The 25,950-nt window shown below is 68.4% G+C and carries 28 protein-coding genes and 2 tRNA genes; 8 read left to right on the forward strand and 22 right to left on the reverse strand.

What is annotated here, in order from left to right; genetic code table 11:
* On the reverse strand, positions 1-1,978 hold a 1,978-nt coding region (locus UW392_RS64195; RefSeq protein ID WP_320784746.1), incomplete at its 3' end, for a PAS domain-containing protein.
* Positions 1,979-2,201: 223 nt separating this feature from the next.
* Positions 2,202-2,783: an SSI family serine proteinase inhibitor gene (locus tag UW392_RS64200; protein ID WP_320784747.1), complete on the reverse strand. Its 582-nt coding sequence runs from the start codon at positions 2,781-2,783 to the stop codon at positions 2,202-2,204.
* A gap of 177 nt (positions 2,784-2,960) precedes the next feature.
* Here UW392_RS64200 and UW392_RS64205 point away from each other — a divergent pair.
* A tRNA-Ser gene (locus UW392_RS64205) sits at positions 2,961-3,051 on the forward strand.
* 196 nt (positions 3,052-3,247) lie between these two features.
* Positions 3,248-3,320: transfer RNA gene (locus UW392_RS64210), tRNA-Arg, on the forward strand.
* Between the two features lie 77 nt (positions 3,321-3,397).
* Here the strand turns inward: UW392_RS64210 and xerC are convergent.
* The 14 genes from xerC to UW392_RS64280 all read right to left on the reverse strand — a co-directional run bounded on the left by xerC (position 3,398) and on the right by UW392_RS64280 (position 12,216).
* Positions 3,398-4,624, reverse strand: a complete 1,227-nt coding sequence (xerC, locus tag UW392_RS64215; RefSeq protein ID WP_414497774.1) for a site-specific integrase — start codon at positions 4,622-4,624, stop codon at positions 3,398-3,400.
* Positions 4,621-4,827, reverse strand: a complete 207-nt coding sequence (locus tag UW392_RS64220) for a helix-turn-helix domain-containing protein (RefSeq protein WP_320784749.1) — start codon at positions 4,825-4,827, stop codon at positions 4,621-4,623. The genes xerC and UW392_RS64220 overlap by 4 nt, the downstream gene beginning before the upstream one ends.
* Positions 4,824-6,158 carry a replication initiator gene (locus tag UW392_RS64225; protein ID WP_414497784.1) on the reverse strand — a complete coding sequence of 445 codons (1,335 nt, stop codon included), beginning with the start codon at positions 6,156-6,158 and terminating at the stop codon, positions 4,824-4,826. Before UW392_RS64225 ends, UW392_RS64220 begins: the two co-directional genes overlap by 4 nt.
* 116 nt (positions 6,159-6,274) lie before the next feature.
* Positions 6,275-6,514: a SpdD protein gene (locus tag UW392_RS64230; RefSeq protein WP_320784750.1), complete on the reverse strand. Its 240-nt coding sequence runs from the start codon at positions 6,512-6,514 to the stop codon at positions 6,275-6,277.
* Positions 6,515-6,528: 14 nt separating this feature from the next.
* A complete protein-coding gene (locus UW392_RS64235) occupies positions 6,529-6,723 on the reverse strand; it encodes a hypothetical protein (protein WP_320784751.1) in 195 nt (64 codons plus the stop codon).
* A 10-nt stretch (positions 6,724-6,733) separates the two neighbouring features.
* On the reverse strand, positions 6,734-6,925 hold the full coding sequence (locus tag UW392_RS64240) for a mobile element transfer protein (protein ID WP_228900241.1): 192 nt from the start codon (positions 6,923-6,925) through the stop codon (positions 6,734-6,736).
* Positions 6,925-7,125 carry a hypothetical protein gene (locus tag UW392_RS64245; RefSeq protein WP_320784752.1) on the reverse strand — a complete coding sequence of 67 codons (201 nt, stop codon included), beginning with the start codon at positions 7,123-7,125 and terminating at the stop codon, positions 6,925-6,927. Before UW392_RS64245 ends, UW392_RS64240 begins: the two co-directional genes overlap by 1 nt.
* A 20-nt stretch (positions 7,126-7,145) precedes the next feature.
* The gene (locus UW392_RS64250; RefSeq protein WP_320784800.1) at positions 7,146-7,784 is read right to left on the reverse strand and encodes a DUF2637 domain-containing protein; all 639 of its coding nucleotides are present in this window, start codon (positions 7,782-7,784) and stop codon (positions 7,146-7,148) included.
* The gene (locus UW392_RS64255) at positions 7,784-7,993 is read right to left on the reverse strand and encodes a hypothetical protein (RefSeq protein WP_320784753.1); all 210 of its coding nucleotides are present in this window, start codon (positions 7,991-7,993) and stop codon (positions 7,784-7,786) included. Before UW392_RS64255 ends, UW392_RS64250 begins: the two co-directional genes overlap by 1 nt.
* A 103-nt stretch (positions 7,994-8,096) precedes the next feature.
* Positions 8,097-9,455, reverse strand: coding sequence for an FtsK/SpoIIIE domain-containing protein (locus UW392_RS64260; RefSeq protein WP_320784754.1), 1,359 nt, complete (start codon positions 9,453-9,455; stop codon positions 8,097-8,099).
* Positions 9,456-9,460: 5 nt separating this feature from the next.
* Positions 9,461-9,811: a hypothetical protein gene (locus UW392_RS64265; protein ID WP_142194138.1), complete on the reverse strand. Its 351-nt coding sequence runs from the start codon at positions 9,809-9,811 to the stop codon at positions 9,461-9,463.
* Between the two features lie 128 nt (positions 9,812-9,939).
* Complete coding sequence (locus UW392_RS64270) at positions 9,940-10,668, reverse strand: GntR family transcriptional regulator (RefSeq protein WP_320784755.1); 729 nt, start codon at positions 10,666-10,668, stop codon at positions 9,940-9,942.
* A gap of 89 nt (positions 10,669-10,757) precedes the next feature.
* Positions 10,758-11,195 carry an ATP-binding protein gene (locus UW392_RS64275; RefSeq protein ID WP_320784756.1) on the reverse strand — a complete coding sequence of 146 codons (438 nt, stop codon included), beginning with the start codon at positions 11,193-11,195 and terminating at the stop codon, positions 10,758-10,760.
* Positions 11,196-11,475: 280 nt separating this feature from the next.
* Positions 11,476-12,216 carry a GntR family transcriptional regulator gene (locus tag UW392_RS64280; protein ID WP_320784757.1) on the reverse strand — a complete coding sequence of 247 codons (741 nt, stop codon included), beginning with the start codon at positions 12,214-12,216 and terminating at the stop codon, positions 11,476-11,478.
* Between the two features lie 81 nt (positions 12,217-12,297).
* On the opposite strand from UW392_RS64280, the gene UW392_RS64285 reads away from it, so the two are divergent.
* Positions 12,298-13,392 carry a DUF1152 domain-containing protein gene (locus UW392_RS64285; RefSeq protein WP_320784801.1) on the forward strand — a complete coding sequence of 365 codons (1,095 nt, stop codon included), beginning with the start codon at positions 12,298-12,300 and terminating at the stop codon, positions 13,390-13,392.
* A 452-nt stretch (positions 13,393-13,844) separates the two neighbouring features.
* Here UW392_RS64285 and UW392_RS64290 read toward each other — a convergent pair whose 3' ends face one another.
* The 6 genes from UW392_RS64290 to UW392_RS64315 form a co-directional block, all read right to left on the reverse strand.
* Complete coding sequence (locus UW392_RS64290) at positions 13,845-14,348, reverse strand: hypothetical protein (RefSeq protein WP_320784758.1); 504 nt, start codon at positions 14,346-14,348, stop codon at positions 13,845-13,847.
* 137 nt (positions 14,349-14,485) lie between these two features.
* On the reverse strand, positions 14,486-14,905 hold the full coding sequence (locus UW392_RS64295; protein WP_320784759.1) for a hypothetical protein: 420 nt from the start codon (positions 14,903-14,905) through the stop codon (positions 14,486-14,488).
* Positions 14,906-15,248: 343 nt separating this feature from the next.
* Positions 15,249-15,884: a hypothetical protein gene (locus UW392_RS64300; protein ID WP_320784760.1), complete on the reverse strand. Its 636-nt coding sequence runs from the start codon at positions 15,882-15,884 to the stop codon at positions 15,249-15,251.
* 846 nt (positions 15,885-16,730) lie between these two features.
* Positions 16,731-17,009 carry a hypothetical protein gene (locus tag UW392_RS64305; RefSeq protein WP_320784761.1) on the reverse strand — a complete coding sequence of 93 codons (279 nt, stop codon included), beginning with the start codon at positions 17,007-17,009 and terminating at the stop codon, positions 16,731-16,733.
* A gap of 2,571 nt (positions 17,010-19,580) precedes the next feature.
* Positions 19,581-19,946 carry a hypothetical protein gene (locus UW392_RS64310; RefSeq protein WP_320784762.1) on the reverse strand — a complete coding sequence of 122 codons (366 nt, stop codon included), beginning with the start codon at positions 19,944-19,946 and terminating at the stop codon, positions 19,581-19,583.
* Positions 19,947-20,209: 263 nt separating this feature from the next.
* On the reverse strand, positions 20,210-21,217 hold the full coding sequence (locus tag UW392_RS64315) for a LuxR C-terminal-related transcriptional regulator (protein ID WP_320784763.1): 1,008 nt from the start codon (positions 21,215-21,217) through the stop codon (positions 20,210-20,212).
* A gap of 173 nt (positions 21,218-21,390) precedes the next feature.
* Between UW392_RS64315 and proC the strand changes: the two genes are divergently transcribed.
* The 5 genes from proC to UW392_RS64340 all read left to right on the forward strand — a co-directional run bounded on the left by proC (position 21,391) and on the right by UW392_RS64340 (position 25,903).
* Entirely contained in the window at positions 21,391-22,203 is an 813-nt protein-coding gene (gene proC, locus UW392_RS64320; RefSeq protein WP_320784764.1) for a pyrroline-5-carboxylate reductase, read from the forward strand.
* Between the two features lie 61 nt (positions 22,204-22,264).
* A complete protein-coding gene (locus UW392_RS64325) occupies positions 22,265-23,116 on the forward strand; it encodes a methyltransferase (RefSeq protein ID WP_320784765.1) in 852 nt (283 codons plus the stop codon).
* Complete coding sequence (locus tag UW392_RS64330; RefSeq protein ID WP_320784766.1) at positions 23,113-24,087, forward strand: EamA family transporter; 975 nt, start codon at positions 23,113-23,115, stop codon at positions 24,085-24,087. The genes UW392_RS64325 and UW392_RS64330 overlap by 4 nt, the downstream gene beginning before the upstream one ends.
* Complete coding sequence (gene solA, locus UW392_RS64335) at positions 24,084-25,295, forward strand: N-methyl-L-tryptophan oxidase (RefSeq protein ID WP_320784767.1); 1,212 nt, start codon at positions 24,084-24,086, stop codon at positions 25,293-25,295. Before UW392_RS64330 ends, solA begins: the two co-directional genes overlap by 4 nt.
* A 50-nt stretch (positions 25,296-25,345) precedes the next feature.
* The gene (locus UW392_RS64340) at positions 25,346-25,903 is read left to right on the forward strand and encodes a DinB family protein (protein ID WP_320784768.1); all 558 of its coding nucleotides are present in this window, start codon (positions 25,346-25,348) and stop codon (positions 25,901-25,903) included.
* The last annotated feature ends 47 nt before the right edge of the window (positions 25,904-25,950 follow it).

Consider the following 25,950-nt stretch of genomic DNA (forward strand, 5'->3'; position numbering starts at 1 on the left):
CGGCCTCCGCGGCGGCCCGGCGGCGGCGCCGGCCGGTCGGCGTGGCGGCCTCGGTACCGGTGTCGCCGGACGCGCCGGCGACCTCGCTCTCCAGGAAGGCGTCGGTCGACGACCGCCGGGCGCGCCGCCGTCCGCCGCCCGCACCGGCCTCGTCCGCGCCGGGCACCGCACCGTTCCGCTCATCGGCGGGAGCCTGCTGCTGTACGCCCGTGGCGCCGTCGACCGGGCCGACCGCCGCGTCCGCGGCCGCCGTGACCGGGGCCGCGACGGCGCCCGCCCCGCCGCCGATCGGCACTTCGAGGACGTACGCGCTGCCGCTCATGCCCGGCACCTCGTGCGTCTGGAGGACGCCGCCGTGGGCCCGCACGATGCCGCGGACGATCGGCTCGTGCACCGGGTCGCCCCCGGCGTACGGCCCGCGGACCTCGATCCGTACGACCTCGCCGCGCTGGGCCGCGGCCACCACCACGGTGTTGTCCATGTAACCGCCCGCGGAGACGGGCGCGTTGCCGGTCGCGTCGACTCCGGCGACGTCGGCGACGAGGTGCGCGAGCGCGGTGGCGAGCAGCCGCGGCTCGACCTCGGCCTCGATGGGCGGCGCGTGCACGGCGAACTGCACCCGGCCCGGCCCGACCAGCTCGACGGCCCCGTCGACCCCGGCGGCGACGACGGCGTCGAGCATCACCTTCGTACGGGCGATGCCACCGCCCTCGGAGTCCAGCCGCTGGTAGCCGAGGACGTTGTCGATGAGGGTGGTGATGCGGGCGTATCCGGCGGAGAGGTGGTGCAGCACCTGGTTGGCCTCGGGCCACAGCTGCCCGGCGTCGTCGGAGGCCAGGGCGGCCAGCTCGCGGCGCAGCTCCTCCAACGGGCCGCGCAGGGAGGCGCCGAGCAGGGTGAGGAGCTGTTCGTGCCGGGCGGAGAGGGCCTCGTAGCGGTCCTTCTCGCGCTCGCCGAGGGCGGCGTAGCGGTCCTCGTCGGCGGCGAGGGCCTCGGCGTGCTGCTCGCGGAGTTCCGTCAGTTCGGCGGTGTGCTGCTCGCGCAGGGCGGTCAGCTCGGCCGCGTGTTCCTCGCGCAGCGTGGTCAGCTCGGCGGTGTGTTCCTCGGTGAGGCGGGCCAGCTCGGCGGCGTGCTGCTCGGCCGCGGCCTCCTTCTCCTCGGCGAGGGTGTCGTAGGGCCGCCGGTCGGTGAAGGTCAGGACGGCGCCGACGAGCTGGTCGCCGTCGCGGACGGGCGCGGTGGTCAGGTCGACCGAGACCGGGTCGCCGTTCTTGGCGTAGAGGACCTGCCCGCGCACCCGGTGCTTGCGCCCGGAGCGCAGGGTGTCGGCGAGCGGCGACTCGTCGTACGGGAACGGTGAGCCGTCGGCGCGCGAGTGCAGGACGAGGGTGTGCAGCTCGCGTCCGCCGAGGTCGCTGGCGCGGTAGCCGAGGATCTGCGCGGCGGCGGGGTTGACGAGGACGATACGGCCGTCGGTGTCGGTGCCGACGACGCCCTCGGCGGCGGCCCGCAGGATCATCTCGGTCTGCCGCTGCGAACGGGCCAGTTCGGCCTCGGTGTCGACGGTGCCGGAGAGGTCGCGGACGACGAGCATGAGCAGTTCGTCGCCGGTGTAGCCGTAGGCGTCGTAGGCCGCCTGCTGGCCCTGGCCGGTGTCGAGGTTGGCGCTGGCGACCTCGACCGGGAACTCGGTGCCGTCCGTCCGCCGGGCGGTCATCCGGGTGGGCTTGGTCCGGGCCCGGGGGTCGATGTGGTCCGGGCGGCGCATGGAGCCGGGGATGAGTTTGGAGTCGAACTCGGGGAGCAGGTCGAGAAGCCCGCGTCCGACGAGCGCGGTGCCGGGCGTTTCGAACGCCTCCAGCGCGATGGTGTTCGCGTTGACGACGGTTCCGTTGGCGTTGACCAGCACCAACGCGTCCGGCAGCGCGTCCAGTATGGCTGCGAGGCGAGCAGCGCCCCGGGATGGCCTGCCGCTCACGAGACGCCTTCCTCCCTGTTACCGCACCTTGCTGACCGCTCGGGCCATCTTGCCAACCGGCCCGCGGGGTGTCACCCGAGGGAGTCTAAGGGCTGGGGTTGTGCCCGCGGCGCCGGATGGGAGGGAGGTCGCACGACGAAGTGATGCGGAAGCCGTGCCCGAACGCTCGGGCGCACACCCTGACGTCGCGGGACCTTCGCGGAACCTTCGCGAAGCGCTCCGTTCAGGAATCGGTGGGGGACGCGGCGGGGGTCAGGTCGGGCAGCAGCGGGACGATCCGGTCCCAGCGGGAGATCTGGCAGCCGTCGCTCCGGTCGTACGTGGTGTCCACCGGGCGTCCGGCCCAGGTGCCGGTGACGTGCGCGGTGGCCGGGCCGCCGTGCTGCATGGTGCAGATGGTGCCCTCGGCGACCGGGGCGAAGGCGTCCTGTCCGGCGCGGTCGCTCCGGTCGACCGCGGCGCAGGCGCCGGCCGGGTCGGGGTGGCTGCCGCGGCCGGGCCGGCAGTACAGCTCGTACGTCCCGTCGTTGCCGTCGCCGGCGTCGCTGACGGTGACGGTGAGGTGGTCGACGGGGGCGGGGGCGGGGACGGGAAGGGGGGCCGGAGCGGGGAGGGGGCGCGGCTCGGACGCGGGGGCGGCGACGGTGGGGGCGGCGGAGAAGGACGCGAGGGCGGCGGCGCAGAGGGCGGCGGCGCCGAGGAGACGGGTGAAGCGCGAGGTGACCTGCGCTGTGACCGGTGCCGTGATCGGAGACGCGACCGGCGCTGTGACCGGTGCTGTGACCTGAGATGTGACCTGAGACATGACATGACTAACGCGCGGGCGCGCCGGACGTTGCGCCCGCGCCCGCGCCGTCGACCGTAAGGGCTTTGCCCTGCGGCCTTCTCGCCTAGTACCGTGGGGGCCGATTGGTGACACCGCGCTCGGCTGTGTCATCATCGGCAAGCACCGCTCGCGCTCACGCGAGAGGGTGTGTTGTCTGGAGGCGTCGCCTAGTCCGGTCTATGGCGCCGCACTGCTAATGCGGTTTGGGTCTTAAAGCCCATCGAGGGTTCAAATCCCTCCGCCTCCGCACAGGAAACACGAAGCCCCGGCCCCAGCGGCCGGGGCTTCGTCGTTCCCCGGCCCGGCCAACCCCTCGCCCTGCGTTTCCGCAGGTCACAAGGGGTAGGGCCAATGGATTTCACATGACGGCGGCAGTCATGTAATGTTCTTCCTGTCGCCGCGAACGGGCCGGAAGGAACGAAGCGGAGACAACAACAGAACAAGCACTCGTAGCTTAACGGATAGAGCATCTGACTACGGATCAGAAGGTTGCAGGTTCGAATCCTGCCGAGTGCACACAGGTCAGAGGCCCCGGATCGCTCCGGGGCCTCTGGCGTTTCAGGGCCGTACAGCAGTGGAGTACAGCAACCCCGTCAGCCGGTGCCGTCCATGGCCGCCGACAGCTTGCCGAGCGCGGCCCGCACCTCCTCGTCACTCGCTTCCGCGTAGACCTCCATCGTCATGGCGATCTGTGAGTGCCGGAGGATGCGCTGAGCGACTTTCGGGTGCATCTTCAGCGCCACCAGGAGCGAGCTGCACGTGTGCCGGGTGTTCCGGAGCGGGATCACCCGGAGGCCGGCGCGGCGAGCCCGCAGCGCGAACATGCGAGTGAGGTTGCCCGGTTCGATCGCGGTCCCGTACTTCGTCGTGAAGACCAGCCCGCGGGCGTCCTGCCACAGCTCCCCGGCCGCCTTACGGTCGCCGTCCTGCTGAGCGCGTCGCATCCGGAGAGCCCGGAGGCAGAGCGCGGGCAGGGGCAGGAAGTCGTCCGACTCCTCCGTCTTGGTCTCCCGGTGCAGGATCTGCCGGCCCGCCCGCTGGATCTGGTGATCGACGTACAGCTCACCCGTGTCGAAGTCGATCGACTTCCAGGTGAGCCCGAGGACTTCACCCCGCTGCAGGCCGAGGCAGAGGACCAGGACCCAAGCGGCGAACAGCGGATCTTCCCGGCTGAGGGCATCGGCCAGGAACCGGCCCGCTTCGGCTACCGACCACGGCTTGATACGACGCCGACGCGGCTTCGGGACCTTGACCAGCGAGGCCACGTTCCGGCTGATCTCCTCCTCGGTCACGGCGTGCGTGAGGGCGGCGCGGAGGGCGTCACGGGCCGCCTGGACGACCCGCCGGGACGGATACGCCTCACAGCACTCCCCGACGGCACAGCACCGTTGCCGTCCCTCCGCCCTCTTGGCGTCCTTGCCCTGCGCGCAGCACTGACAGATGCCGGCCAGCTTGGTCAGCCACTCCCGCACGTCCCGGACGGTCAGTTTGTCGAGTCGCTTCGTTCCCAGGTGAGGCGCGATGTACAGCCGCACCGAGCCCTCGTACGAGACGTACGACAGCGGGGCGAGGTTCGGCTTCACGATCGACTCAAGCCAGTAGGAAAGGAACGCCGCCACGGTGCGGTGACGGGTCCGGACAGGTCCCTTGCTCGCTTCACCGTGCAGCCTGATCCACTTTTCGTGGGTCTCCTCTCGGGTCTTCCCGTAGACGTACTTGCGCTTCCGGTCGCCGTCCGGAGTCGTGACCCAGACATATGCGGCGAAGCCGTTCTTGTACGGGTAGATCGACCCCTCGCCGTTGCTGCGCTTCCCGCTCATGCCGCCCACTCCTCGGTCTCGGACACGCAGCGGTTCACGTACTCGTCGACCCAGGCCGGAAGGATGCGCCGGTTGCGACCGACCTTCACGGAGCGGATCTCGCCGCTCAGGACGAGCGCCTTCGTCTTGGAGAGGCCGAAACCGAGCATCTCGGCGACCTCGGCCGTGGTGTGCCACTTGCGGGTGATACTCGTCGTGGTCATGCGGTGGGTTCTCCTTCCGTTCCGGGTGCGGGGGCGAGGGATTCGGTGAGCCAGGCTTCGGTGTCGGTGAGGCCGGTGCCGGCGTAGACCCAGTGGGCGAGCACGAGCGTGGTCGTCTCCGGGCCGTCCTCGTGCGCGGCTGTGGCGGCTTGGGCACGGCGGTATTCGGCGCGGGCGGTGCGCAGGGCGCCGAGGGTGGTGGAATAGCGGCGGGATTTGGTGGACAAGTGGCCGCGGAAGCCGAGCATGTGGGCCCAGGCGCGCAGGCGGAGGTGTTCGAGGTCTTTGCGGGCGCCGAGGGTCCAGGCGGTGCGGATGAGGCGGCGGGCGTGGTCGGTGAGGTCGAGCTGGGCGAGTTCGGCGAGGAACTTCAGCGGCCGGTCCAGGGCGCCGGTCGCGGTTTCGGCGCCCTTGGTGGCGTACTTGGCGATGTACGCGGCCACGGCGCGTTCGGTCAGCTCCTGGCCGCCGTCGAAGTCGGCGGAGCGGATGGTGCGGACGTCGAGCTGTCGGCCGAAGGCGAAAGTGTGGGCCCGGCCGTCGATGGTCGGTCCGTCGACGCGGGCGGCGGTGGCGGCGGCGCGGATGGCGTCGGTCAGCAGTTCGGCGGTGGCCCAGGCCGGGGGCGGGGTGTCGCCGCCGTCGGGGCCGTCGATGCGGATCACGGCGTGGAAGTGGACTGCTCCGCGCTTTTGGTATTCGGCGACCGTGGCGAAGGACACGCGCGCGTGTTCGCGGAAGTCGCGTTGGGTGAGGCCGGCGCGCTTGGCGACTTCCCGGCGGAGGTAGATGGAGAAGCGCCGCCAGAGGATGCCGGCGTGTGCGTTCCACAGGACGGCCGTCTCGTAGTCGTAGGTGTCGGGGTCGAGGGCGGTGCCGAGGGCGGGGTCGTCGGGGCGGTGGAGGGTGCCGCAGCGGCAGGGGCGGACGGTGCGGGCGGGGCTGGTGGGGCGGTTGTGGACGGGGCCGAAGCCGGGGGCGGTGAAGGTGGCGAAGACGCGGGGGTGCGCGGCGACGCGTTCGGGGACGCCCTTGCCGCCGCGTAGGCCCGAGGTGATCAGGTGGAAGGTGTCGCGGCGGTAGACCTCTGCGCAGGCCGCGCAGCGGGTGGTGCGGCGGTTGTTGCAGCGCACCAGGAGGTGACCGGCGGGGAGGGTGGTGGAGTCGAGGTGGCGCAGGCGGTTGCCGATTTCCCCGGTGCGGGTGTCGACGGCGTACTCGGTGCGGTGGCCGTCGAGGCGGATCGGGTGGGTACAGCCACCCAGGCCGGAGAGCTGGTGGGCGAGCTGGGGGAGGTTGCCGGATGAGGCCAGCTTGGAGAGTTCCGCCAGCGGGGGCGGAGTCTGCCGGGTGATGATGGGGGTTCCTTTCGGCTGTTACGGCGGTTGGGGGGGACGGTCCCGGGGCGGCGGGATGCTTGGCGGTTTGTTGCCGCCCCGGCGGCCGGTCAGCGTTTGGTCGCGCTGGTGACGAGGGAGCGCAGGACGACGGCGGCGACGGCCACCGAGACGGTCGTGACGGCGACCGCCGCCAGGAGCGCGGTGAGGACGACGCCGACGACGACCACGGCGGCGACCGGGCCGAGGTACGGGGCGAGGGCGCGGCTGGCGGAGGGCGCCGGGTCGTGGGTGTGGTGGTGGGTGAGGGTGGTCGGGGTCGGGACGTCGGGCAGCTTGGGACGGAACACGGCGGATCTCCTTGTCAGTCGTGGGTGCCGTTGATGACGTCGACCCCGGAGCGGGTGCCGGAGTCGATGAGCGGGGCGAGAACGGTCCGGGAGAGCAGGAAGCCGAAGAGCGCGATCACGACGACGATCCAGACGCGGACGCCGAGGAAGCGGACCGTGCCCCAGGCGATGAGGCCCAGGACCAGGACGAGCGGCAGTGAGACGGTCACGGGGGCTCCCTCAGCGGACGCGGCAGCGGTGGGTTCGGGCGGCGAGTTCGGCGGCGGCGCGGCTGTCGTAGTCGGCGGAGAAGCCGCAGCGCGGGGCCGTGCAGGCGGCGGTGTGCTTCTCGCGGCCCCGGTCGTCGTAGTAGGTGGCGACCTGTACGGGGCCGATGCGGACGGCACGGCGGAAGCGTGGGGTGCGGGGCATCAGGGCAGCTGCTTCGGGCCCTCGTGGTGCTCGCCGGTGAAGTCGGTGACGTGGTCGAGGAGCCAGCGCCGGATCTCCTCGCCCTCGTACTCGTCGGCGGTGAGGATCACGGGTTCGGCGATGAGCATCGCTTCGGTGAGGCGGTTCTGACGGGTCAGCTCGGCGGCGCGGTTGAGCGCGCGGAGCGTGGACGGGCGCACGGTCGGAGGTCCTCCGTTGATCAGGTGAGGTGTGCGGCGATGGCTTCGGCGAGCGGTAGCGGAACGCCGAGCCGGGCGCGCCGGGTCGAGGTGTCGATGGCGGTGCCGGTCCGTGTCCGGTGTTCGTCGGCGACCTTGCGGGCCAGGGCGACGAGCGCCGGCGGGACGGACGCGGGGGCAGGTGCGGGTGCGGTGGGCAGCTCAGGGGCTGTTGGAGCGGCCGGATCTTCGGTCTCCGGGCGCCCGGTCGTCTCCGCTTCCGGTGCCGTCGGTGTCTTCGGTGCTTCGGGGAGCGTCCGTGTTCCGTGGGCGAGCAGGGTTCCACCGAGGAAGGCGACCGCGGGCCATCCGGCGACGAGGATGCGCAGCCAGGCCGGTACGTCGTGCAGGTCGAGGAGGCCGGCGGTCGCGACGTTGGCGCCGCGGGAGGCGACCAGGGCGACGAGGAACCAGCACCAGGCCGACGCCTTCGCGCCGCCGGTACGGAGCCGGTGCCAGGCGGCGACGAGGAGCAGGTCGACGGAGACCGGGTAGGCCCACGCTTTCCATCCGTCCTGTCCGGCAGCGGCGGCGAGGTCGTGAAGGTGGGCGAAGGAGAGCGTGGCGGCGATGACCGCTTGCACCAACACGGGATCAACCCGGACGCGACCCATGCGCATCACTCGTCGCCCCGCTCCTTGCCGGTAACCGCGCGAGCGGTACGGGCGGCATCGGCAGCTTCCTGATCGCCGGGCATGGCGTCGGCGATGCGTTCCAGGAGCTCCGCTTTGCGGGCAACCAACTCGGAGAAGTCACCGCCGATGGTGCAGGCGGACTTAAGGTCTGCGAGGAAGGAGGAGATCTCGTCGAGGGTGGGGCGTTCGGACATCAGGTGTGCCGTCCTTTCAGGCACTTTCAGGCTGGCGGGGTAGGCGCTTGGCGCGGGACGGTCGCGCCGACCGTTGGAGCGGGTGCGGCTGCTCGGTGACGCTCTACGGAGAGGGCACCGGCCCGGACGCTTCTGCGCGCACCGTCGGGGCGTGCGGCCAGAAGGGCGAGAGGGCCGGCACGTCGGGGGCGAAGTGGGCCGCGGCGCGGCAGGTGGCTGCCGCTTCGGCGAGGGTCAGGTGCGGGGTGCGGATGCGGGACCAGCCGCCGGAGGTGTCGCCGACGGCGGCGAGGCCGGGCCGTTCGGCGGGGATGGAGCAGGCCGCGTACACGGCTTCCGGGGCGATGTCGCCGAGCGCCATCTTGGCGGAGGCTTCGTCGTTGACGCGGTGGCAGACGCGGCCGGTGAGCTGGGCGCGGAGCATGGTGGCGCCCTTGCCGAGTTCGGCGCCGAAGCGCTGCCCGCACACCTCCAGGTAGATGCCGGCGGCGCGGCCGAGCTGGGCGAGGCGGATGAGTTGGGTGACCATCTCGTCGCGCCGGTCCTCGTCCTTCCTGCTCGCGACGAGGAAAAGTTCCGCCACCTCGTCGATGAACAGCACGATGGGCGGTGGCCGGTCCTCGTCGGGCAGTCCCCAGATGTCCGAGGTGATCAGTTCGTCGGGGGTGCCGGGGGCGATGCCCTGCCGGGCCTTGATCAGGTCGTAGCGGTCCTCCATCTCGGTCACGAGGACAGGCAGCAGGTCAGCGGCCTGTCGCTGGTCGACAGCGAGGGCGGAGAAGCGGTCGGCGAAGGGCGACAGTTCGACGCCGCGCTTGCAGTCGATGCCGGCCAGGACCACGGGCTGAGTGGCCATTCCGGCGATGAGGTTGCGCAGGTACATGGACTTGCCGGACAGCGTGGCGCCGAGGACGAGTTCGTGCGGTACGGCGCGGTAGTCGCGGACGAACGCGGTCGCGTCCTCCCGCAGCGCCACCGGCACCCGCAGCAGCCCGCCCCGCGCACGCCGGGGCATCCGTACGTCGCGCAGTACGTCGAAGCCGACGAGCCGCAGTTCGACGACGCCGGGCTTGATGTCCCGTACGTACACGGCGTGGACACCCCAGGCGTGCCGCAGCCGTTCCGCCGAGGCGGTGATGTCGGCGGGTTCCTGTCCGGGAGCGAGCCGCAGCCGCATCCGCAGGCCGGTCGGGGTGGGCCGGATCAGTCCTCGGCGGGGCGGGACCGGACGGATCTCCCGGCGGGTGGTGGCCTTGACCGCCAGGGCCCGCCAGCGAGGCGGTTCGACGGTCAGGCCGCAGGCGTCCATGGTCGAGGAGTACGAGGCCAGCAGCCGGAGCACCGAGGTCGGGAGTCCGACCGCGGACCAGTATGCGGCGGGGTGGGCGTGCCGGGCGTAGGCCGCGCCGCCTATCGCGGTGAGCGACCCGCCCACCTCCGCCACCGTCGTCCAGTCGGTCATGTCGGTCAGCCCGCCTGTGCCATCGGGAAGGCGCCGGGGGTGACGGCGGTGGCGCGGTAGGCGATGCCGTGCCGCTGCTGGCCGTTGAAGACGCTTTCCCACGGACGGGCCACCAGGCCGGGCAGGGAGACGGGCGCACCGACGGTCAGACCGTCCGTGACTCCGCTCTCCGGGATGGTGACCTGGATCAGCGACGACTCGCCCTCGTCGATGTAGACGACGCCGACCGTCATCAGGGCCTCACCGCTCACGGCGTCCTTGGCGATCTCCCCGGTCTTCCGGTCGCGCACCTTCGGCGCCGGCGCTTCGGTGAGCAGGACGGTGGCGGACGAGGCGTCGATACGGATCACACGCACAGATGTCTCCTTGAGCTTTTTGAGAGTCGCAACCTGCCACCTGACAAGTTGACTTAGCAAGTTCGAAGCTAGGGATGCCAGGTTGACTTGTCAAGTGGCATCCGAGATGAACGGGCCCGCTTCCGGGGTCAGTTCAGACGGTAGGTGTCTTCCAGTTCCTGCCGGTCGGCAGGCAGCAGCACGTCAGAGACTTGCAGCGCCTGCCCGGAGGCGTCACAGGCGATGACGAGGACGCTCAGGACCGGTACGCCGTCCGGCAGGTCCAGCAGCTCACGTTCGGTCGCATCGGGCAGGCGAGCGGAGACGCGCTCCGTCACGTGGTCGAAGCGGACCTTCTTGCGCGTCTCCAGGTGCGCGCGCGTACCAGACTCCAGCACCTCGGGACTCGCCAGGTCGGTGCCGTCGACCAGGCCGGCGGGGAAGTAGGAGGAGACCAGCTCAACAGCCTCCCCGTCCTCCTCGACCAGGAGGCGACGCATCAGAGCCTTTGCGCGCTTCGGCAGCCCGAGGGCGGAGGCCACCCGGACCGGTACCGCCACCTCGCCGACCTGCACGAGCCGCCCGGCCGTCCGCGACTCGTCACGCGTCAGGACGTCACGGCCGCGTCGCTCTCTCTCCTCGGCACCCGCAGGACGACCGCACACGATGGTGCCGTACCCCTGCCGGGACTCCAGCCAGCCGTCACGCTTCAGCAGCTCCAGGGCCCGCACGACCGTGGGCCGAGACATCCCGAACGCCTGCACCAGCTGGTTTTCGCTGGGGACGCGGGTACCGGGTGGATACGTTCCGTCCTCGATGCGACCTTGCAGGGTCTGCGCGAGGCGCACGTACTTGGGGGCCTCCACCTCATATCCCATGAACGCCGCCCGTCGCGATTGGCCAAGTCAACTGGTTAACCAGACTAGCGACAATCCCTGAGCAGATGTAGAAGCGGGGCACTCCTCCCTCAGCAAGGCCAGGCATCAGCCATCACGAAGGAGACCACCGTCCCGCCGAAGCGACTGGGCCCGGAGTGCCACGACTCGGCCATGGCGTCGACCAGCAGCAGCCCGCGCCCGTGCGCGTCATTCGCGTCCGGCCGGCGAAGGCGCACGTTCGCCGGGAAGCCGGGGTTGTGCACCTCCACGCGGAGCGAGGTCTCGTCCCGGAACCACTCCACGCGCACGCGCCACTCCTCGTCCGCCCGTCCGTACAGGATGGCGTTGGTCACCAGCTCCGAGATCATCAGCGCACAGTCGTCGACCGAGCAGGCCGGGTTGTACGGGGCGATGAACTTCCGGAACCAGCGTCGAGCCCGAGGTACGGACTCCGGAACCGGATGCAGGGTCATCGCCCCGAGCCACGGTGATTCCTCGCTGGGGAAGCGGTTGAACCGGTAGGTCATCCGCGCTCACTCCTTGCCGCTGCCGTCGCAGTCGAGGCAGCGCCGCTTCGACGTGGCACGGGTGTGGTCGTTGGCGGTGGCGAGGACCACCGACGTACGCGAAGCGACGCGCTTCCAACCGCGCCCCCGGCATCCCCGGCATGCTGCGCGCGTGCCCTGATCCGGCCGCCGACCTGTCACACCCTGCCCTCTTCCAGTAAGTGGCCTTAGCCACTTACTGAATAGTGGCATTAGCCACTCGCGTCGCGCAAGCGGTTCACCTAACTGACGATCCGTCATGTCACACCAGCGGATAGCCCTGTTCGAACGCCCAGCGGTGCGGCGGGTAGGTCGCTTCGGCGAACTCCAACGGCCGATCCTGCATGTCGTAGACGACGTGGTGGACGATCAGCACGGCGGACCCCGGTTGCAGCTCCAGGTCGGCGGCCTCTTCCTCGGTGGCGCTCCGGGCACACATCCGGTCCTCGGCGTAACTCCCCTGCCGTCCGGTCATGTTCTCGACGTACATCAGGGTCCCCTCCTGGATGCGCCCAGGGTCAGTGAGCTTGGGCGCCCGCTGCCCGACGTCCCGAGCGAACCACGAGGTCGACAACGTGATGGGACCGTCCTGGTTGTTGGTCACGCGCCGGCGGTGCACGGCCCGGCGGTCCTTCACCAGCCCGAGAGCCTCAGCCACGTGGTCCGGTGCGTCCATCCACCCGGCCGACGTGATCACCGCGTACTCACCGGGCGTGTAGATCTTCCCCGTCTGACGCGCCCGGCCGTACAACTCCCGCGCCCGCCGGTTGACTTCCAAGCTGCGCACATACGTCCCCGAGCCCTGCCGCTTCTCGACGAGCCCCTGATGACTGAGCGCCTCAAGAGCACGAGCCGCAGTCGGACGCGACACCTTCCAGTCCGCCGCCAACTGCCGCTCCGACGGCACCTCGTCACCCGCTCGCAGGTCGCCCCGAAGGATCTGATCGCGGATGTGGTGAGCGATCTGGAGATACTTCGGCTGCGCCTCCTCGATCTGCGGCACGTTCCCTCCTCGTCCAAGTGGCTATGGCCTCCCGCCACTATAGGGTGAGTGGTGAATACCAGAACCCGTAATGTTGACCACATGACGCGGTTGATCGTCGCAGCAGGAGGAGGGGGCGACGCAGTCGCCGCCGCAATGCTTCACGCCGCCCTGTACGGCGACGAGGACCAGGCGGTGATCCTCACGTACGCGTGGGACCGCCTGTTGGTCGACCCGGTACCGGGCCCGCGCGGCGCGCACGACTTCACCGGCCTGGAAGCCGTCACCCCGTCCGTGTGGTCAGTGCCGCCGACCGCCCGCCCAGTCGCTCCGGCAGGGTCGACGCTCCCTCGCCTCGCGGCCGAACTCCCACAGACACTCGCCCTGCTGGACCCCTCCCACGGAGTCGAGGGCGTGACGCGCCAGATGGAAGAGCTACTGGCCCACTTGGCGCCCGAGTCGATCGACCTCCTGGACGTCGGCGGAGACATCCTCGCCCGCGGCGACGAACCGACCCTGAAGAGCCCGCTTGCCGACGCAGTGACGCTTGCAGCGTGCTGCCAGGTGAACGCCCCGGTCCGGCTCCTGGTCGCCGGCCCCGGTCTCGACGGCGAGCTGTCGGCGGAGGATCTCCGTCCGCTGCTGGGCCCTGTCGTCCACACCCTCACGGCGGAGGACGTGGCCCCGGTCGGCAACATCCTGGAGTGGCACCCGTCCGAAGCCACGGGGATGCTCGCGGCGACGGCCCAGGGAACGCGCGGCATCTGCGAGGTACGCGACGCCGGCCTGCCGGTACCGCTCACGGACGAAGGCCCACGTATCCACGAAGTCGACCTGGACGAGGCACTGAGCCACAACACCCTCGCCCGAGCCATCACGGCGACGACGACCCTGGACGAGGCCGAGGCCCACAGCCGCGAAGTGTGCGGCTTCTCGGAGATCGACTACGAGCGCAACAAGGCCCTGTGGTTGAAGGACCAGCCGCCGGCCCCGCTCGACGAGGGGGCGGTACTGCGCCAGGTCGACGAGTTCGAGTCGGAAGCCCGCACCCGCGGAGTCACACACACGACGTTCCGCCACCTCACCGAGGCCCTGAACCTCAACGGCACCCAGCGCAGCAACCTGCGCCAACTCCTGCTCACCAGACGCCCGGAGCAGTACGCAGCCCCACTCTGGCGCATCCCAGACGCCACCTGAGTTACAACCTTCTTTACTGGTTCAAGGCGGCTCGCTCCGCTCCCCGCGCGGCCCGGCCCCCGGCCGGGCCGGCGCTCCTGTCTCCGCCCCGCTCCGGCCCGGCCGGCGCCCGTGCCGCACTCAAGCATGCAGCCGCCTGATGCCCGAGAAGGGGTACATCGTGGCTGGGGCGGTCGGCTCCACGGCTTTAGGCAGCCACTTTGGCGCGAGCCTCGAAGATCATGGCCTCAACGTCGTGCTTTAGCGGGCAGGTCCACAGACTGCCCGACGCGCCGGAAGCTTACGGGGCCATGATCACTCGCGCCAAAGCAGCTCCAGCCCAAAGCCGCTCCACCAACCTCACGTGTTCTCGTGACCAGTTGGCTTACTTGGCGACCGGTTCATCATGAAGGCTAGGTATGTGACCGCGCTGGATGACTGTGGACCGCTCTGGAGCCCTAAGGAAAAGGATACTAACGAAGCAGACTCGCCAGCGCCGCCTTGAGTTCCAAGTTGTCGCTTTCATTGCGCCATTTCTGCCAAATCACCTTCAGGTCACTAGAATCAATAACCCTTTTACCCTGCCGCGCCACATCCGCATTCGCGATAAGCAACAAGGGCTTACCCATTCCGTGAAACTTGCGCAGATCTTCCTGTATGCGACTGATCGGGAAGATGCTTCTTTGGGTATACTTAATCACCCCAAAGAAAAGGATATTGATCGCCGACGAATCAGGTAGTGCCCGATACACGTAGAAATCATGCCCTAGATCCAGCGCTTCAATGGCGATACGCGTTTTCCCTGTGGGATCAATATCCAGCAGAGCAGCCTCTAGCTGCGGGATCACTTGGCGCTCGTAAGCAAGTCCACTAACCCATGATCCAGCAGCCTCCTCTGGGCCACCAGACTCCGGCACCGGCTCCAGCGCACTAACGGGTAGCGTCACAGTTACGTCGTCAACGCTGGAACCGCTCACACCAGGAACGTGAACGCGAACGACTGCTTGCGGCCCTCGCCCCGTGTCATAGGTCCGCTGGACAGTTCCTAGCAGCATGTCAAGCCCCCATGGCACCTGCACTTCCGAGCCAGGCTCCGGGATATCCATCATTCTCCTCACCACGGTCGCTGACCACCAAGAAACCCCGCCAGATAGTCTCCCACCACAGCGTCCATTGTCACCGCCAGACCATCCAGAGCGCGAGACCATCGCTTAACGACACCCAGAGTGATCGGATATCTGTTGCGCTGCTGAAGCTTCAGGAACTCATCTTGATCGTCGTGAGCAATTGCGTTACGAGCTATATTGAGCGACTCAAGCTCATCATTCCACTTAGCGGCCTTAATGTTAGCTCTTTTGAGCGCTGGCCATAGCGACAGCCCTAGGTAGGAGAAATCGTTGCCAAGTGCAGCGGGCTGAGCATTTCCCTTGTCTAATTTACGCGCTCGCGACAAACCACTCCTGAGCACCACAGACAAGCTAGGATCGAGCTCGGTTATGGGATCACATAGCGCATCGGATGCCTCGTCATGCAAATCTCTCGCGAATCCCTGAAATTCTCCAGCTAGGCGCAGCGTTATGGACCAGTTGAGTTGACTGGTCCGCCATCTCCTGCCAGGTCCAGTACCCCCAACGCTTGCATGCACTGAAAATAGCTCATCTATTTTTCTTCTTCTCGTCCCTGACCATTCCAAGTATGCAGATGATGGCACGGAACCCCCTATCCCCCACGTACCCTCGCTGAATCACTCAACCGACAACAAGTGAGAGGCTACAGGATCACAGCCCAGGGGTGACCTTGTTCGCCCACACGAGATCGGAAGACCAGTGCCCCGAAGCGCCGCAAACTGCCATCGGCCTAACCGAACCAGATGCAACTCAGAGACTTGGCACCCTTGTCGAAGGCACGTTGCCGCCAGAGGCCGGCGGGTTCCCGTTCACCACCACGCTCTGTTGCGGCTCCTGAGGCTGCATTACTCCCTGACGCATAGAGTCCATCAGTTCCCCAGGGATCCCGATCTTCTTACTCCCCCAGAGCACTGCAGGACCCATCAGGAAGATCAAAGCGGCAGGCACGACAGCCGCTGCAGGAACGCCGAGCGAAATCATTACACCGGCAGCGATAGCAGCGAACAAAGCTCCCCACAATACAATGCGGCGATCACCCTTGTTCACCTCATCCTCAAGCTCTACCGGGGACGGTGGAACATAAGCAGGGAGCTCATCCTCGTCCAGCAATCCGAGCAATCGGCCAGATGAGAGGCGCTCCAGGATCTTCATAAGCATGGCCACCAAAGCGGGCATCGCACTCTCACCTTCTTTGAGCACTCGCCCAGCACACTCATCTAGCGCCATTTTGACCCGAACTGTGTGCTCGAATATTTCACCCTGCCGAGAAGAAGCGCCTTTTCTTATTTCGCTTTCACTGAAGCGAATCAACGCTCTGCCGATTTGATGAACCCTTCGATCAACCGTGATGATGGATGACTGGCGTTCTCGGACTTCGAGACACACAACTACACATCTGCAACATTCAAAGAAGGCCCTGCGGTGCCCCACCGCAGCCATCCGTACCCTAACTCGCCGTAGCTCCATAGGCCACCACATGATCGCAAAGACATAGAGGACAATTGCGATATAGAAGGGCTCCCTATCACCCAGCGTGTGAAACTCTGCCTAATACGCCTCCCGAACAAAAGGTGCTGCAGCCTGAGTCGACACAGCGAAAGCCGCAATGGGCAGCAGGAAGGCAGTAACGGCTCCCCACCGAGGAGTCACCTGTTGACTCCAAAATCCATCTAGAGCCATTGAATTCAACGTCTTGCCCGATATGGAGAAGCGAACGCCAAAAGATCGACAGCTAAGCCGAAGGCTCGATACTAGTTTGTTATGCCTTGCTGACGGAAGTCGGCCTCTGTGATGAAATAGAAGTTCATCCCGTGATGGCACCTGATGATTTACCGAGAATATAAAATTAAGTAACTTGGTGAGGAGGAAAGATCCCAGCGCCACTGTGATGCAGGTCGCGGAAAACTGCAGCCAGTTCAAGAATGTCACGAGAACACCCTACGAGCTGGACACGTAACTCGTGGTCGGAACGCGGGAGGAACTGCGGTCGATGCTCGTGCCGCTGTACGCAGCGGCCGGTACCCACATGCGTGATCGCTCCAGGTCGTCCATGGGACCATCACGTCAGCGAGCACACGTAGTGATCCTGTTCTGACATCCACTAGGGACATCAACGGCTCCGGACGCCGGCATCTCCAGGCGGTCTGGCACGGTCGGCGTGGCCAGGCGGCTCCCTGGCGGTGTCCCGCAGTGACCGAACTCCTAAAGCGGTGCTCTCAACCGACGGTGGACTCAGCCTTCCTCTTCCTCGACCAGGCCGCAGTCGAAGGGGAACGACTGCAAGAACTCCCGTCGCGCGGGATTCGGTTCTGCTTCGGCCAGGTCGGTGAGCACCTGCAAGAGGCGGTCGCGCTGGTCCAGAGGCAGCCGCAGCAGCTCCCCGCCCACACTTTCCATCATCTTCACCGCGGAGTCGGGGTCGACTTCATCGTCACCGCAACTGTCGAGGAACCAGAGGGCGTCGACAATCAACCCGGCAAGAGCCGGCACAAGTGGATCCATCGCAGTCATCCCCGCAACCTAGCCGACCCCTACGACAGCAAGGGCGCCATCCCCCGAGGCATGAGGAGGCTTCGAGCGTCCCGACTGGTGAGTGTCCAACTGCGTGACACCGCCGACGAACGATGGCGGACGAGCACGGACGTCTACGGAACATCAGCGCAGGTGACAGCCAAGCCGACCCGAGGCAGCACCCCCGTCCCAGTTGCTTCGGGACGAAGAAGTCTCCACACAACGAAGCTGCCAGCCAGTTCCAGCCAGGTGTGATGACACTTCACCTCAGATCACTGCTGTCCACCTCTACCAAAAGGGCCAGGGAGAAGCTCAAGCATTCTCAGAGCCCGGCGCCGGTAGATCAGCGCGACGGCGCACAGGGCGACCGCAGCGACCGCCGGCCCCATAGCTCCATCAGGCAAGCCCATCGAAGAAAGCGAAGCAGCACCTGCCACGGTCAAAATTGCAACAGCCATCAGACGGAGCGTTTCCCGGTCACGGGCCGGGGCGACATCAACCAGCTCGGCCTCATCTAGCAGGGCCCCGACACGCCCATCGCTATAGCGCGCGGCCACGACAAGCAAAAGAGTGGCTAGTTCTCGTAGTGCATCAGCGGGATCAGTATCAAGGCGCTCCTCCGCCACACGAAGGCGTGCAACCACCTGTCCTGCGTGCCGGTGCAGGATCTTGCGGCGATGCCAGCGCAGAATAGGAGTAACTCCCCTTGTCCGGCGCGCCGCCCAGATGGCGCCTTCAACCTCCCGCAGCGCAGAACCTGCATTCCGCAGACGCTGGGCGCCACGATTTCCGTTCCCTGCCCCGTATGCATCACCGCAGGCTACTATCGCCTGCACTGCGACAGCGGTGAGGTTGTAGCGGTACGCAAGACCACTTGTAGCGACGTCGGCCAGCGGCCCGGGGTACCGCCCGCTAAGCGCGACAAAACCCGCAATCAGTGGACCGAAGTACATCATTACCGCTATAACCACTGCGATAGGCGTAGCTATGAAGACGACGTAAAGCATGGCGGGGCCCGCAACGTAGTCGGGGGACCCCCTAGTCCAGGCTTGCAACTTTTCAACCAGGTAAGACCAGGTGGATGGGTCAGGGACCTTGCGCCATAGCAGTGTGCTCAGTCTGCCAAGCGCGCGCAGCACTGGCCACAGCAGCATGACCGCGTACATCACAACAACCAACTTGATGATCCTGAATGGGACACTTCTGCCAGCATGGACACGGCGCACGGCCAAGTGAACTGATCTAGGAACAGAGTTGGAGATGCCAAGACGGTGCACGGCCGTATTTAGTTCAGCTATGACCTTCTCGGCCTCGCGACGGGCAGAAGCTCGCCGCCGGCCCCAGATCAATGCGGCAATTCGGGCTTTCAGAGGAGACGGTCGCGTGTTGGCTTCAGCGCGCTGCGCCTGTGTGTCACCGCATGGTTCCTCGGTTAAGACGCTTACTCGCCTCGCTTCGAGTTCCGGCGGCTGCGAAGCACAATCTGGGACGCCAGTCAGAGATCGCTGCTGATCCATGGTCGCATCGTGCTCCGCAGGCACCGCGGTCGCAGGAAAACCGCTAATCCGTTACATAACGAACCCGTAGCACATGTGGCGAAGGGCATGGGCTCCAAGCCCGATAGCTTTACTTTCAGTACCCGCTAGGGCCGGGCCAGGTCAGATCCTCCATTGCCAGGCCTGCCGACTTACAGCCCCGAATGAAGTCGCGTGCCGCTTGCGGGGTGACCGCAGCAGTGCCATGCACAGTGTTGTTGCGCAAGCGGCGGAGGTCGTTCAGGACGTCCACCACATCTTGGTCCAGGCCAGCCGCTTGAAGCATCCGCACCAACTCCCCCGGTGGCACCCGCCCCGGCCCCGGACGTCGCGGCTGGATTCTCGGGTACAGAGTGAGGATCTCCTCGGCGAAAGTCTGCAAGGCATTCCAAGCGGAGACGATCGCTCCAGTTGGAGAGCGGTCGATAACATCGTCTGGCTGATCAATCGCTGACCACAGCGTTTCCAGTCGCCGACGCACTGCCTCACCAGGGGGCTCTTGAGGCTCGGCACCAGGCCGCGGCTCGGGTCGCGGCTCAGGCTCGGGCTCGGGTTGCGGCTCAGGCTCGGGCTCGGGTCGCGGCTCAGGCTCTGGGCCAGTTGGCACCATCTCTTCTTCCGCCACCAACTCCGCACGATCACGAACACGTCGTGCCTCGTTCTGGAACTCTAGGGCGCCGACGGGCATTTCGACCCGGCTCAAACGTCCGATAGCTTCACCAACTCGATGACGCCACAGCCAGACCAATGTGAGTGTCACTACGGGCCAGACGAGCGCCTGTATGTACTTGAGAACCAGCTCAGCGACTGCCACGCACGTATAGTGCCGCCATCTCAGGGCTGTGCACCAGGTGATCAGCGACACAAGTCTGGCAAACACACCTGCGTGATTCGTTGTCCTGGTCTTTGTCCAGTGTGCCGACGGCCGTCGCCGTTCACTACCGTACGTACACCCCTCTGCCCTGCCCCGTGAACCTCCACGAACGCCCCTGTACGACCGCGCGGACAGTTGGAAAGCGTGTTGGCGATGCAATTTTCAGCAATCGTCTGGGCGTGCCGGGCCCGGTTGGGCCTGCCGTACGCCGGTGCACGCCACCAGCGATCTGCCGTCCTCGTCGACAAACAGTATGAAGATCCACGCTCCATCGGCCGTCTTGATCTGGCCCAGTCGAACTGGTCGGCCGTATAGGTCGAGGCAATGCACGGCCCGCGCCAAGCCGGAAGTTTCGATGCCCCTCCGAAGGGTGTGGCGGAGTCGGCGTCCGTAGATCTTCGCGAGCGACTCCGATGACGTCGTTCCGTCCCAGACAACGTAGGAAGCGCCGACGCGGAGAGCCGACAGCGCGGCCAACGACGGGTCGTCGCCACCGCCCAGCAGCCGTTCGAGCTGTGCCCGCTCCATGGACCCACCCCCGGTCAGGATCCTGCTGTACAGCAACGAAGTACAGCAACCCCAGCAACCGCCAGCAACCGACACCGGCCCGCACGGCCCTCCCCGCGGCCTGTATGACCTCCAATGACCAATCTCTACAGAGCTACGGATCAGAAGGTTGCAGGTTCGAATCCTGCCGAGTGCACAGCAGGCCAGGGGCCCCGGAGAGATCCGGGGCCCCTGGTGTTTCCCGGGGTGTTCTCTTCGTGGTGCCGGAGCGCCGGGGTGCCGGTTCAGTCCAGGAGGCCGGACTTGGCGATCGCGTAGCCGAGTTGGGCGCGGCTGGAGCTGCCGAAGCGCTGGGACAGGCGGCTGGTGTGTTCGGCGACCGTGCGGCGGCCCATGCCCAGTTCCCGGGCGATCCTCTCCTCGGTGAAGCCCTGGACGAGCATGCGCATGATGCTGCGCTGGAGGTCGCTGGTGACGGCGACGGAGCGGCGGTAGCCCTCCGTCGTGGGGACGGGGGTGGCCCTGTTCCAGGCGCGCTCGAAGGAACGGCCGAGGAAGTGCACCAGGGCGGGCTGGTGGATCTCGACGAGTTCGTCCGGGACGGGGGACGCCGCGTACGCCACGCGGCGGTCGAAGATCATGAGGCGGTCCAAGGGCTCGCTCAGGGTGCGGGCCTCGGCGCCCTCCCGCACGATGCTGTCGATGTACTCCAGGGTCGGGCCGTGGGTGCGGATCGTGTGCTGGTAGATGACCCGCTTGCGGACCCCGCGCCGCAGTGCGGGGAGGTCGCGTTCGAGGACGCCGGCCAGGATCTCGGGTGAGCGTCCCGGGCCCGGCTGCGCGGTCACCAGGTCCGTCCGGCACTCGTCCAGTGCGCGCCGGACGGTCGCGTCCACGGCCTTCCCGCCCCGGACGAGCGTCACGTCGGGGGCGCGGGAGGCGCGGGCGCGGCGGTACGCGTCCTCGATCAGCGCGAACGCCTCCGTGGCGGCGGCCAGTTCTGTCCGCCGGCGGGTGATGGCCCGTTCGAGCGGGGCGAGACGGTGGGCCGCCGCGACGGACGGCGGCACGATCCGTACCAGGTCCGGGCCGTCGGCGCAGGGGACGACGAGCCCGAGCCTGTGCAGACAGGCGGGCACCTCACCCGCGATGAGCGGCTCCGCCCGGTCGGGCGTCGTGCCCGGTGCGCGCGGCTCCGCCCGGTCCGGGGCCGTGGCAGTCCGTTCGTACAGGGCGAGTCCTGCGGCGCAGAGGTCGGTGGCCTCACACGTCCCGGAGCACGTCCGTTCCATCCGCGGAAATCCCTTTCTCCACGTGATCACCCCCCGCGTGTTCGTGCGGTGCATGATCGCGCTGTCACGGAATGTAGCCACCCGGTTCCCGGCGCCGCCACCATTCCCGAATGGCGGAACAGGCTGCCGCTGCCCGCGTGCGGTGGGGCCGGCCGGTCGATCGAGGAGCGCACATGAACTTATCCGCACACCGTGTCGCGGTCATTGGAGCGGGGCACATGGGCACGGCGATGATCGCTGGCCTCGTGGCCAGTTCCGAGGGGCCCCGGCCCGTGGTAGTGGAGACCGACGGAGCGCGGCGCGCCGCGGTGCTGGAGCAGTTCGGGACCGTGGCGCGGGAGCGTTACGAACCCGGCTGCGCGGACACGGTCATCCTGGCCGTGCAGCCGCAGCAGTTCGAGGCGCTGGCCCGGGACCTGGCCCAGGGCGCCTTCGACGGCACGCTGGTCGTCTCCGTCATGGCGGGCGTGAGCATCCGGACCATGACGGAACTGCTGGGCACCGCCCGCGTCGTCCGGGCGATACCCAACACGCCCTCCGAGATCGGCTTCGGGATGACGGTGCTGGCCCCCGGGGAGGCGGTCACCCCGGACGACGTCGTACGCGCGGAGGGCGTCCTGGCGCTGCTCGGCCGGGTCCTGACCGTGTCCGACGAGGCCCTGATCGACGACGCGACCGCGCTGTGCGGGGGCGGACCGGCGTTCGTCGCCTACCTCGCCGGTGCGCTGTGCGACTTCGCCGTGGGGGCCGGTTTCGACGCGGGCCAGGCCCGGTCGATGACGGCGCAGGTGCTGCGGGGCACGGCGGAACTGCTGGACCGTGTGGACCGTACGCCGCAGGAACTGTGCGCCGAGGTCATGACGCCCGGCGGCACGACCGAGCAGGGCATCTTCCACTTCCGTGACAAGGGGCTGGCGGACATCGTCGTGAAGGGGCTGGACCGGGCCGCCCGCCGGTCGCGCGAACTGGACGGGATCGTCCGGTGACCCTCCGTCCCACGGCTTCGCCGTCCCACACCGTCAGGAAAGCAGGGGGATCATGCTGGGCGTGACACGTGGCCACCTCCAGGACGCCGCGACCGGATGGGTGTCCTCCGAGACGTCCTACGACGCCTATTTCGGCCTCGGGCAGGTGCTGCGCCTCCTGGACCGGCCCGGGGTCTTCAAACTGAGCCCGGCGGGGCTGGCCCTCGGCGACTACCTGGTGCGCTCCACCGACCGTGACGTACTGGCGGGCAGGGTGCTCGACATCGGCACCGGCAGCGGCGCCCAGGCACTGCTGCTGCGCGGCATGGGCGCGGACGACGTGGTCGCCACGGACGTCAGCGCGCCCGCCGTGGAGACGGCGGCCGAGAACGAGCTGCTCAACTTCCCCGACCGCCGCGTCGTCTTCGAGCGGACCAGCCTCTTCGGCGACCGCGCGGCGTCCGGGCGGTTCGACCTCGTCGTCTTCAACCCGCCCGGCTGGCGCACCCCGTCGCGGGAGTGCCGCCGGGATCTCGACCGGGCCGGGCTCTCCGCCCTCGACCTGTCGGCGATGTTCTCGGGCGAGACCGTACTGCTGGACTTCCTGCGGCGCCTGCCTGACCACCTCACCCCGTCGGGGCGCGCGGTCGTCGGCCTCAACTCCATGACGGGCATCCGGGAGGTCTTCACGCGGCTGGCGCGCGAGCAGGCCGGCGCGGCGCTGCGGTTCCGGCTGCTGGAACGGCACAGTTTCCCGCTGTTCTTCTACACGCGGGACTGGCAGAAGGCGCGCGAGACCCTGCTGACGGAGTTCCGCCGTTGGCGCGAGGAGCACGGCGCCGCGTTCAGCGTCGACTCCGACGGGACGCTGCACTGGTCGTACGAGATCGTCGAGATCCGGCTGAGGTCCGACGGGGAGGTGGCCGGCGGATGAGCGGGGCGTCGCGTCGGGCCGGAGGGCTCGGGGTGGGCGCGATGGCGGTCGCCAACGTCATCCTCGGCACCTCGTCCCTGTTCTGGCGGGAACTGGGCGCGGTGTCGCCGGCCACCCTGCTCGGCCACCGCATCCTCGTCTCGCTGGTCACCCTGGGCATCGCCCTGGTGGTCCTCGGCCGGGTCCGCGCCGCCCTGGAGACGGCCGCCGACACCCGGCTGCTGCTGATCCACCTGGCTGCCGCGGTGCTGGTGTGCGCCAACTGGCTCGCGTTCATCTGGGGGTCGATCCACGGGCGGGTCATCGAGACGGGCCTCGGGTACCTCCTCGCGCCGGCGCTCACCATCGCCCTCGGCGCGGCCGTGCTGCGCGAACGGCTCGGCAGGGTCAGGGCGGCGGCCCTCGGCACGTGTCTGCTGGGCATCGTGCTGCTCATCACGCGCAGCAGCGAGCTGGAGTGGTGGGTGTACGTCACGATCGGCACCACCTGGGGGACGTACAGCTTCCTGAAGAAGCTCACGACCGCCGACCCGGTCACGGGGCTCGCCCTGGAGACCGCGCTGCTCGCCCTCGGCGTCGGCGTGGCGGTCGCCGTCTCGTCCTACTCGCTGGACCCGGGGCCGGCCGCGGACACCACCGACGTCGTGCTGCTCGCCCTGTGCGGGCTGGTGTCCGTCACGCCGCTCTGGCTGATCGCCTACGGCGCGAAGAAGGTGACGCTGACCACCGCGGGCTTCATGCAGTACGTACTGCCGACGACCCAGCTGGTCGTCGCGCTGGTCTGCTACGGACAGCGGCCGTCCGGCAACACGCTCCTGTGTTTCGGCGTGGTCTGGCTGGCGCTGGTCTCCATCGTCGCGGAGTCCGCGGTACGGGCCCGCGGGAAGCGCCTCCGGCGACCGCCGGAGGCGGCTCCCGCGGAGCACCGGCAGAACCTTCCGGATCGGCAAGAGGGGAGTCGTCTGTCATGAACCGCGACGTGCTGGTGGTCGGTGCCGGTGTCTTCGGCGCGGCCACGGCCTGGGCCCTGGCCGAGCGCGGTGCCCACGTCCTCGCCGTGGACGCGCACGGCCCGACGCACCGGTACGGCTCCTCGCACGGCGAGGGCCGGATCTTCCGCCGTGCCTACTGGGAGGGCCCCTCGTACCTGCCGCTGCTCGACCGCGCGTACGAACTCTGGACGGAGCTGGAGGAGACGGACGGCGAGCCCCTGCTGGTGCGGACCGGCGGGGTCTTCGTCGGGTCCAGCGACAGCGGGGTCGTCGACAGGAGCCGCCGTACGGCGCTGCTCGGCGGGATCGAGCACGCGGTCTGGGACGCGGAACGGCTCGCCGAACGGTTTCCGTGGTTCGGGGTCGACCCGGACATGGAGGCGCTGTACGAACCCGGTGCCTGCACCGTCCTGGCGACGCGGGCCCGGCTGGCGATGCTCGACGCGGCCGTCCGCCGGCGGGCCGGCGTCCGGTTCGGCGACGAGGTGGTGGCCGTGCGGTCCGCCGCGCAGGGCCTGGACGTGCGGCTGCGCTCGGGGGAGACCGTCTCGTGCGGATCGGTCGTCCTGGCGACCGGGCCTTGGGCGGGGCAGCCCCTGGACGCAGGGGCCATGGACCCGGCGGTTCTGGGTGCGGAGTTCGGTGCCGTGCTGCGGCCGGTGCGGGTGCCGGTGTACTGGTTCCGGGCGGACCCCCGGCTCGGCACCGCCGGCTTCCCTGCCTTCCTCCACGAGTCGGCCGACGGTCGGGTCGTCTACGGCCTTGCCGAACAGAGCGCGACGCGGGGCGTGGACGGGCCGCTGGTGAAGATCGGCTTCCACAACCACCAGCAGCGTCCGGGCGACCCGCGGGACACGGCCCCGCACGACGTACCGCCCGCGTTCCGCCGGGAGATGTCCGAGGCGGTGGCACGCGTCTTCACCGGCATCGATCCGGAACCGGTGAGCTGGCGGAACTGCTACTACACCCTGACCCCCGACGGCGGCTTCGTCATCGACCGCGCGGCGCGCGATCCCCGGATCGTCCACGTCGCGGCCTGTTCCGGGCACGGCTTCAAGTTCGCCACCGCCGCGGGGGAGTGCGCGGCGGCGCTGGCGCTCGGGGAGACCCCGGGGATCGACCTGGAGCCGTACGGGGCGCAGCGGTTCGGCGGCAGTAGGACAGGATCTGACCTTCATCCTGCCTAGCGTGGTTCTCGTCGACGGCACTACAGACCTACCGACGGGCGGAGACCACCATGAGCAGCAACGACCTGAGGACCGCGGGCCCGGACGAGCGGCAGGACGTCACCGGTGAGCGTGCCGAGTGGCTCCAGGCGCTCGGCAAACAGCGGCACTTCCTGCGGTTCACGGCCCGCGGCCTCGGTGACGAGCAGGCGCGGCGGCGGACCACCGACAGCGAACTGTGTCTGGGCGGACTGATCAAACACGTCACCGAGGTCGAACGGGGCTGGTGCGACTTCATCCAGCGCGGCCCGTCGGCCATGCCGGACTTCACGGCGATGACCGAGGAGGACTGGGCCCACCGGGCGGACGGCTTCCGGCTGCTGCCCGACGAGACGCTGGCCGGCGTTCTGGACGCCTACGCGGAGGTGGCCCGCCGCACCGACGACCTGGTCGTCACGCTCCCCGACCTGGACGCGGCGTGGCCGCTGCCGAAGGCCCCCTGGTTCGAACCCGACGCGCACTGGTCGGCCCGCCGGGTCCTGATGCACATCGTCGCCGAGACCGCCCAGCACGCCGGCCACGCCGACATCATCCGTGAGTCGCTGGACGGGGCGAAGAGCATGGGTTAGCCGGTCGGCCGGGGGACTCGTCGGCCCCGATGTCAGTGGGTCCCCCT

It is taken from the genome of Streptomyces sp. CRN 30, from assembly GCF_034105845.1.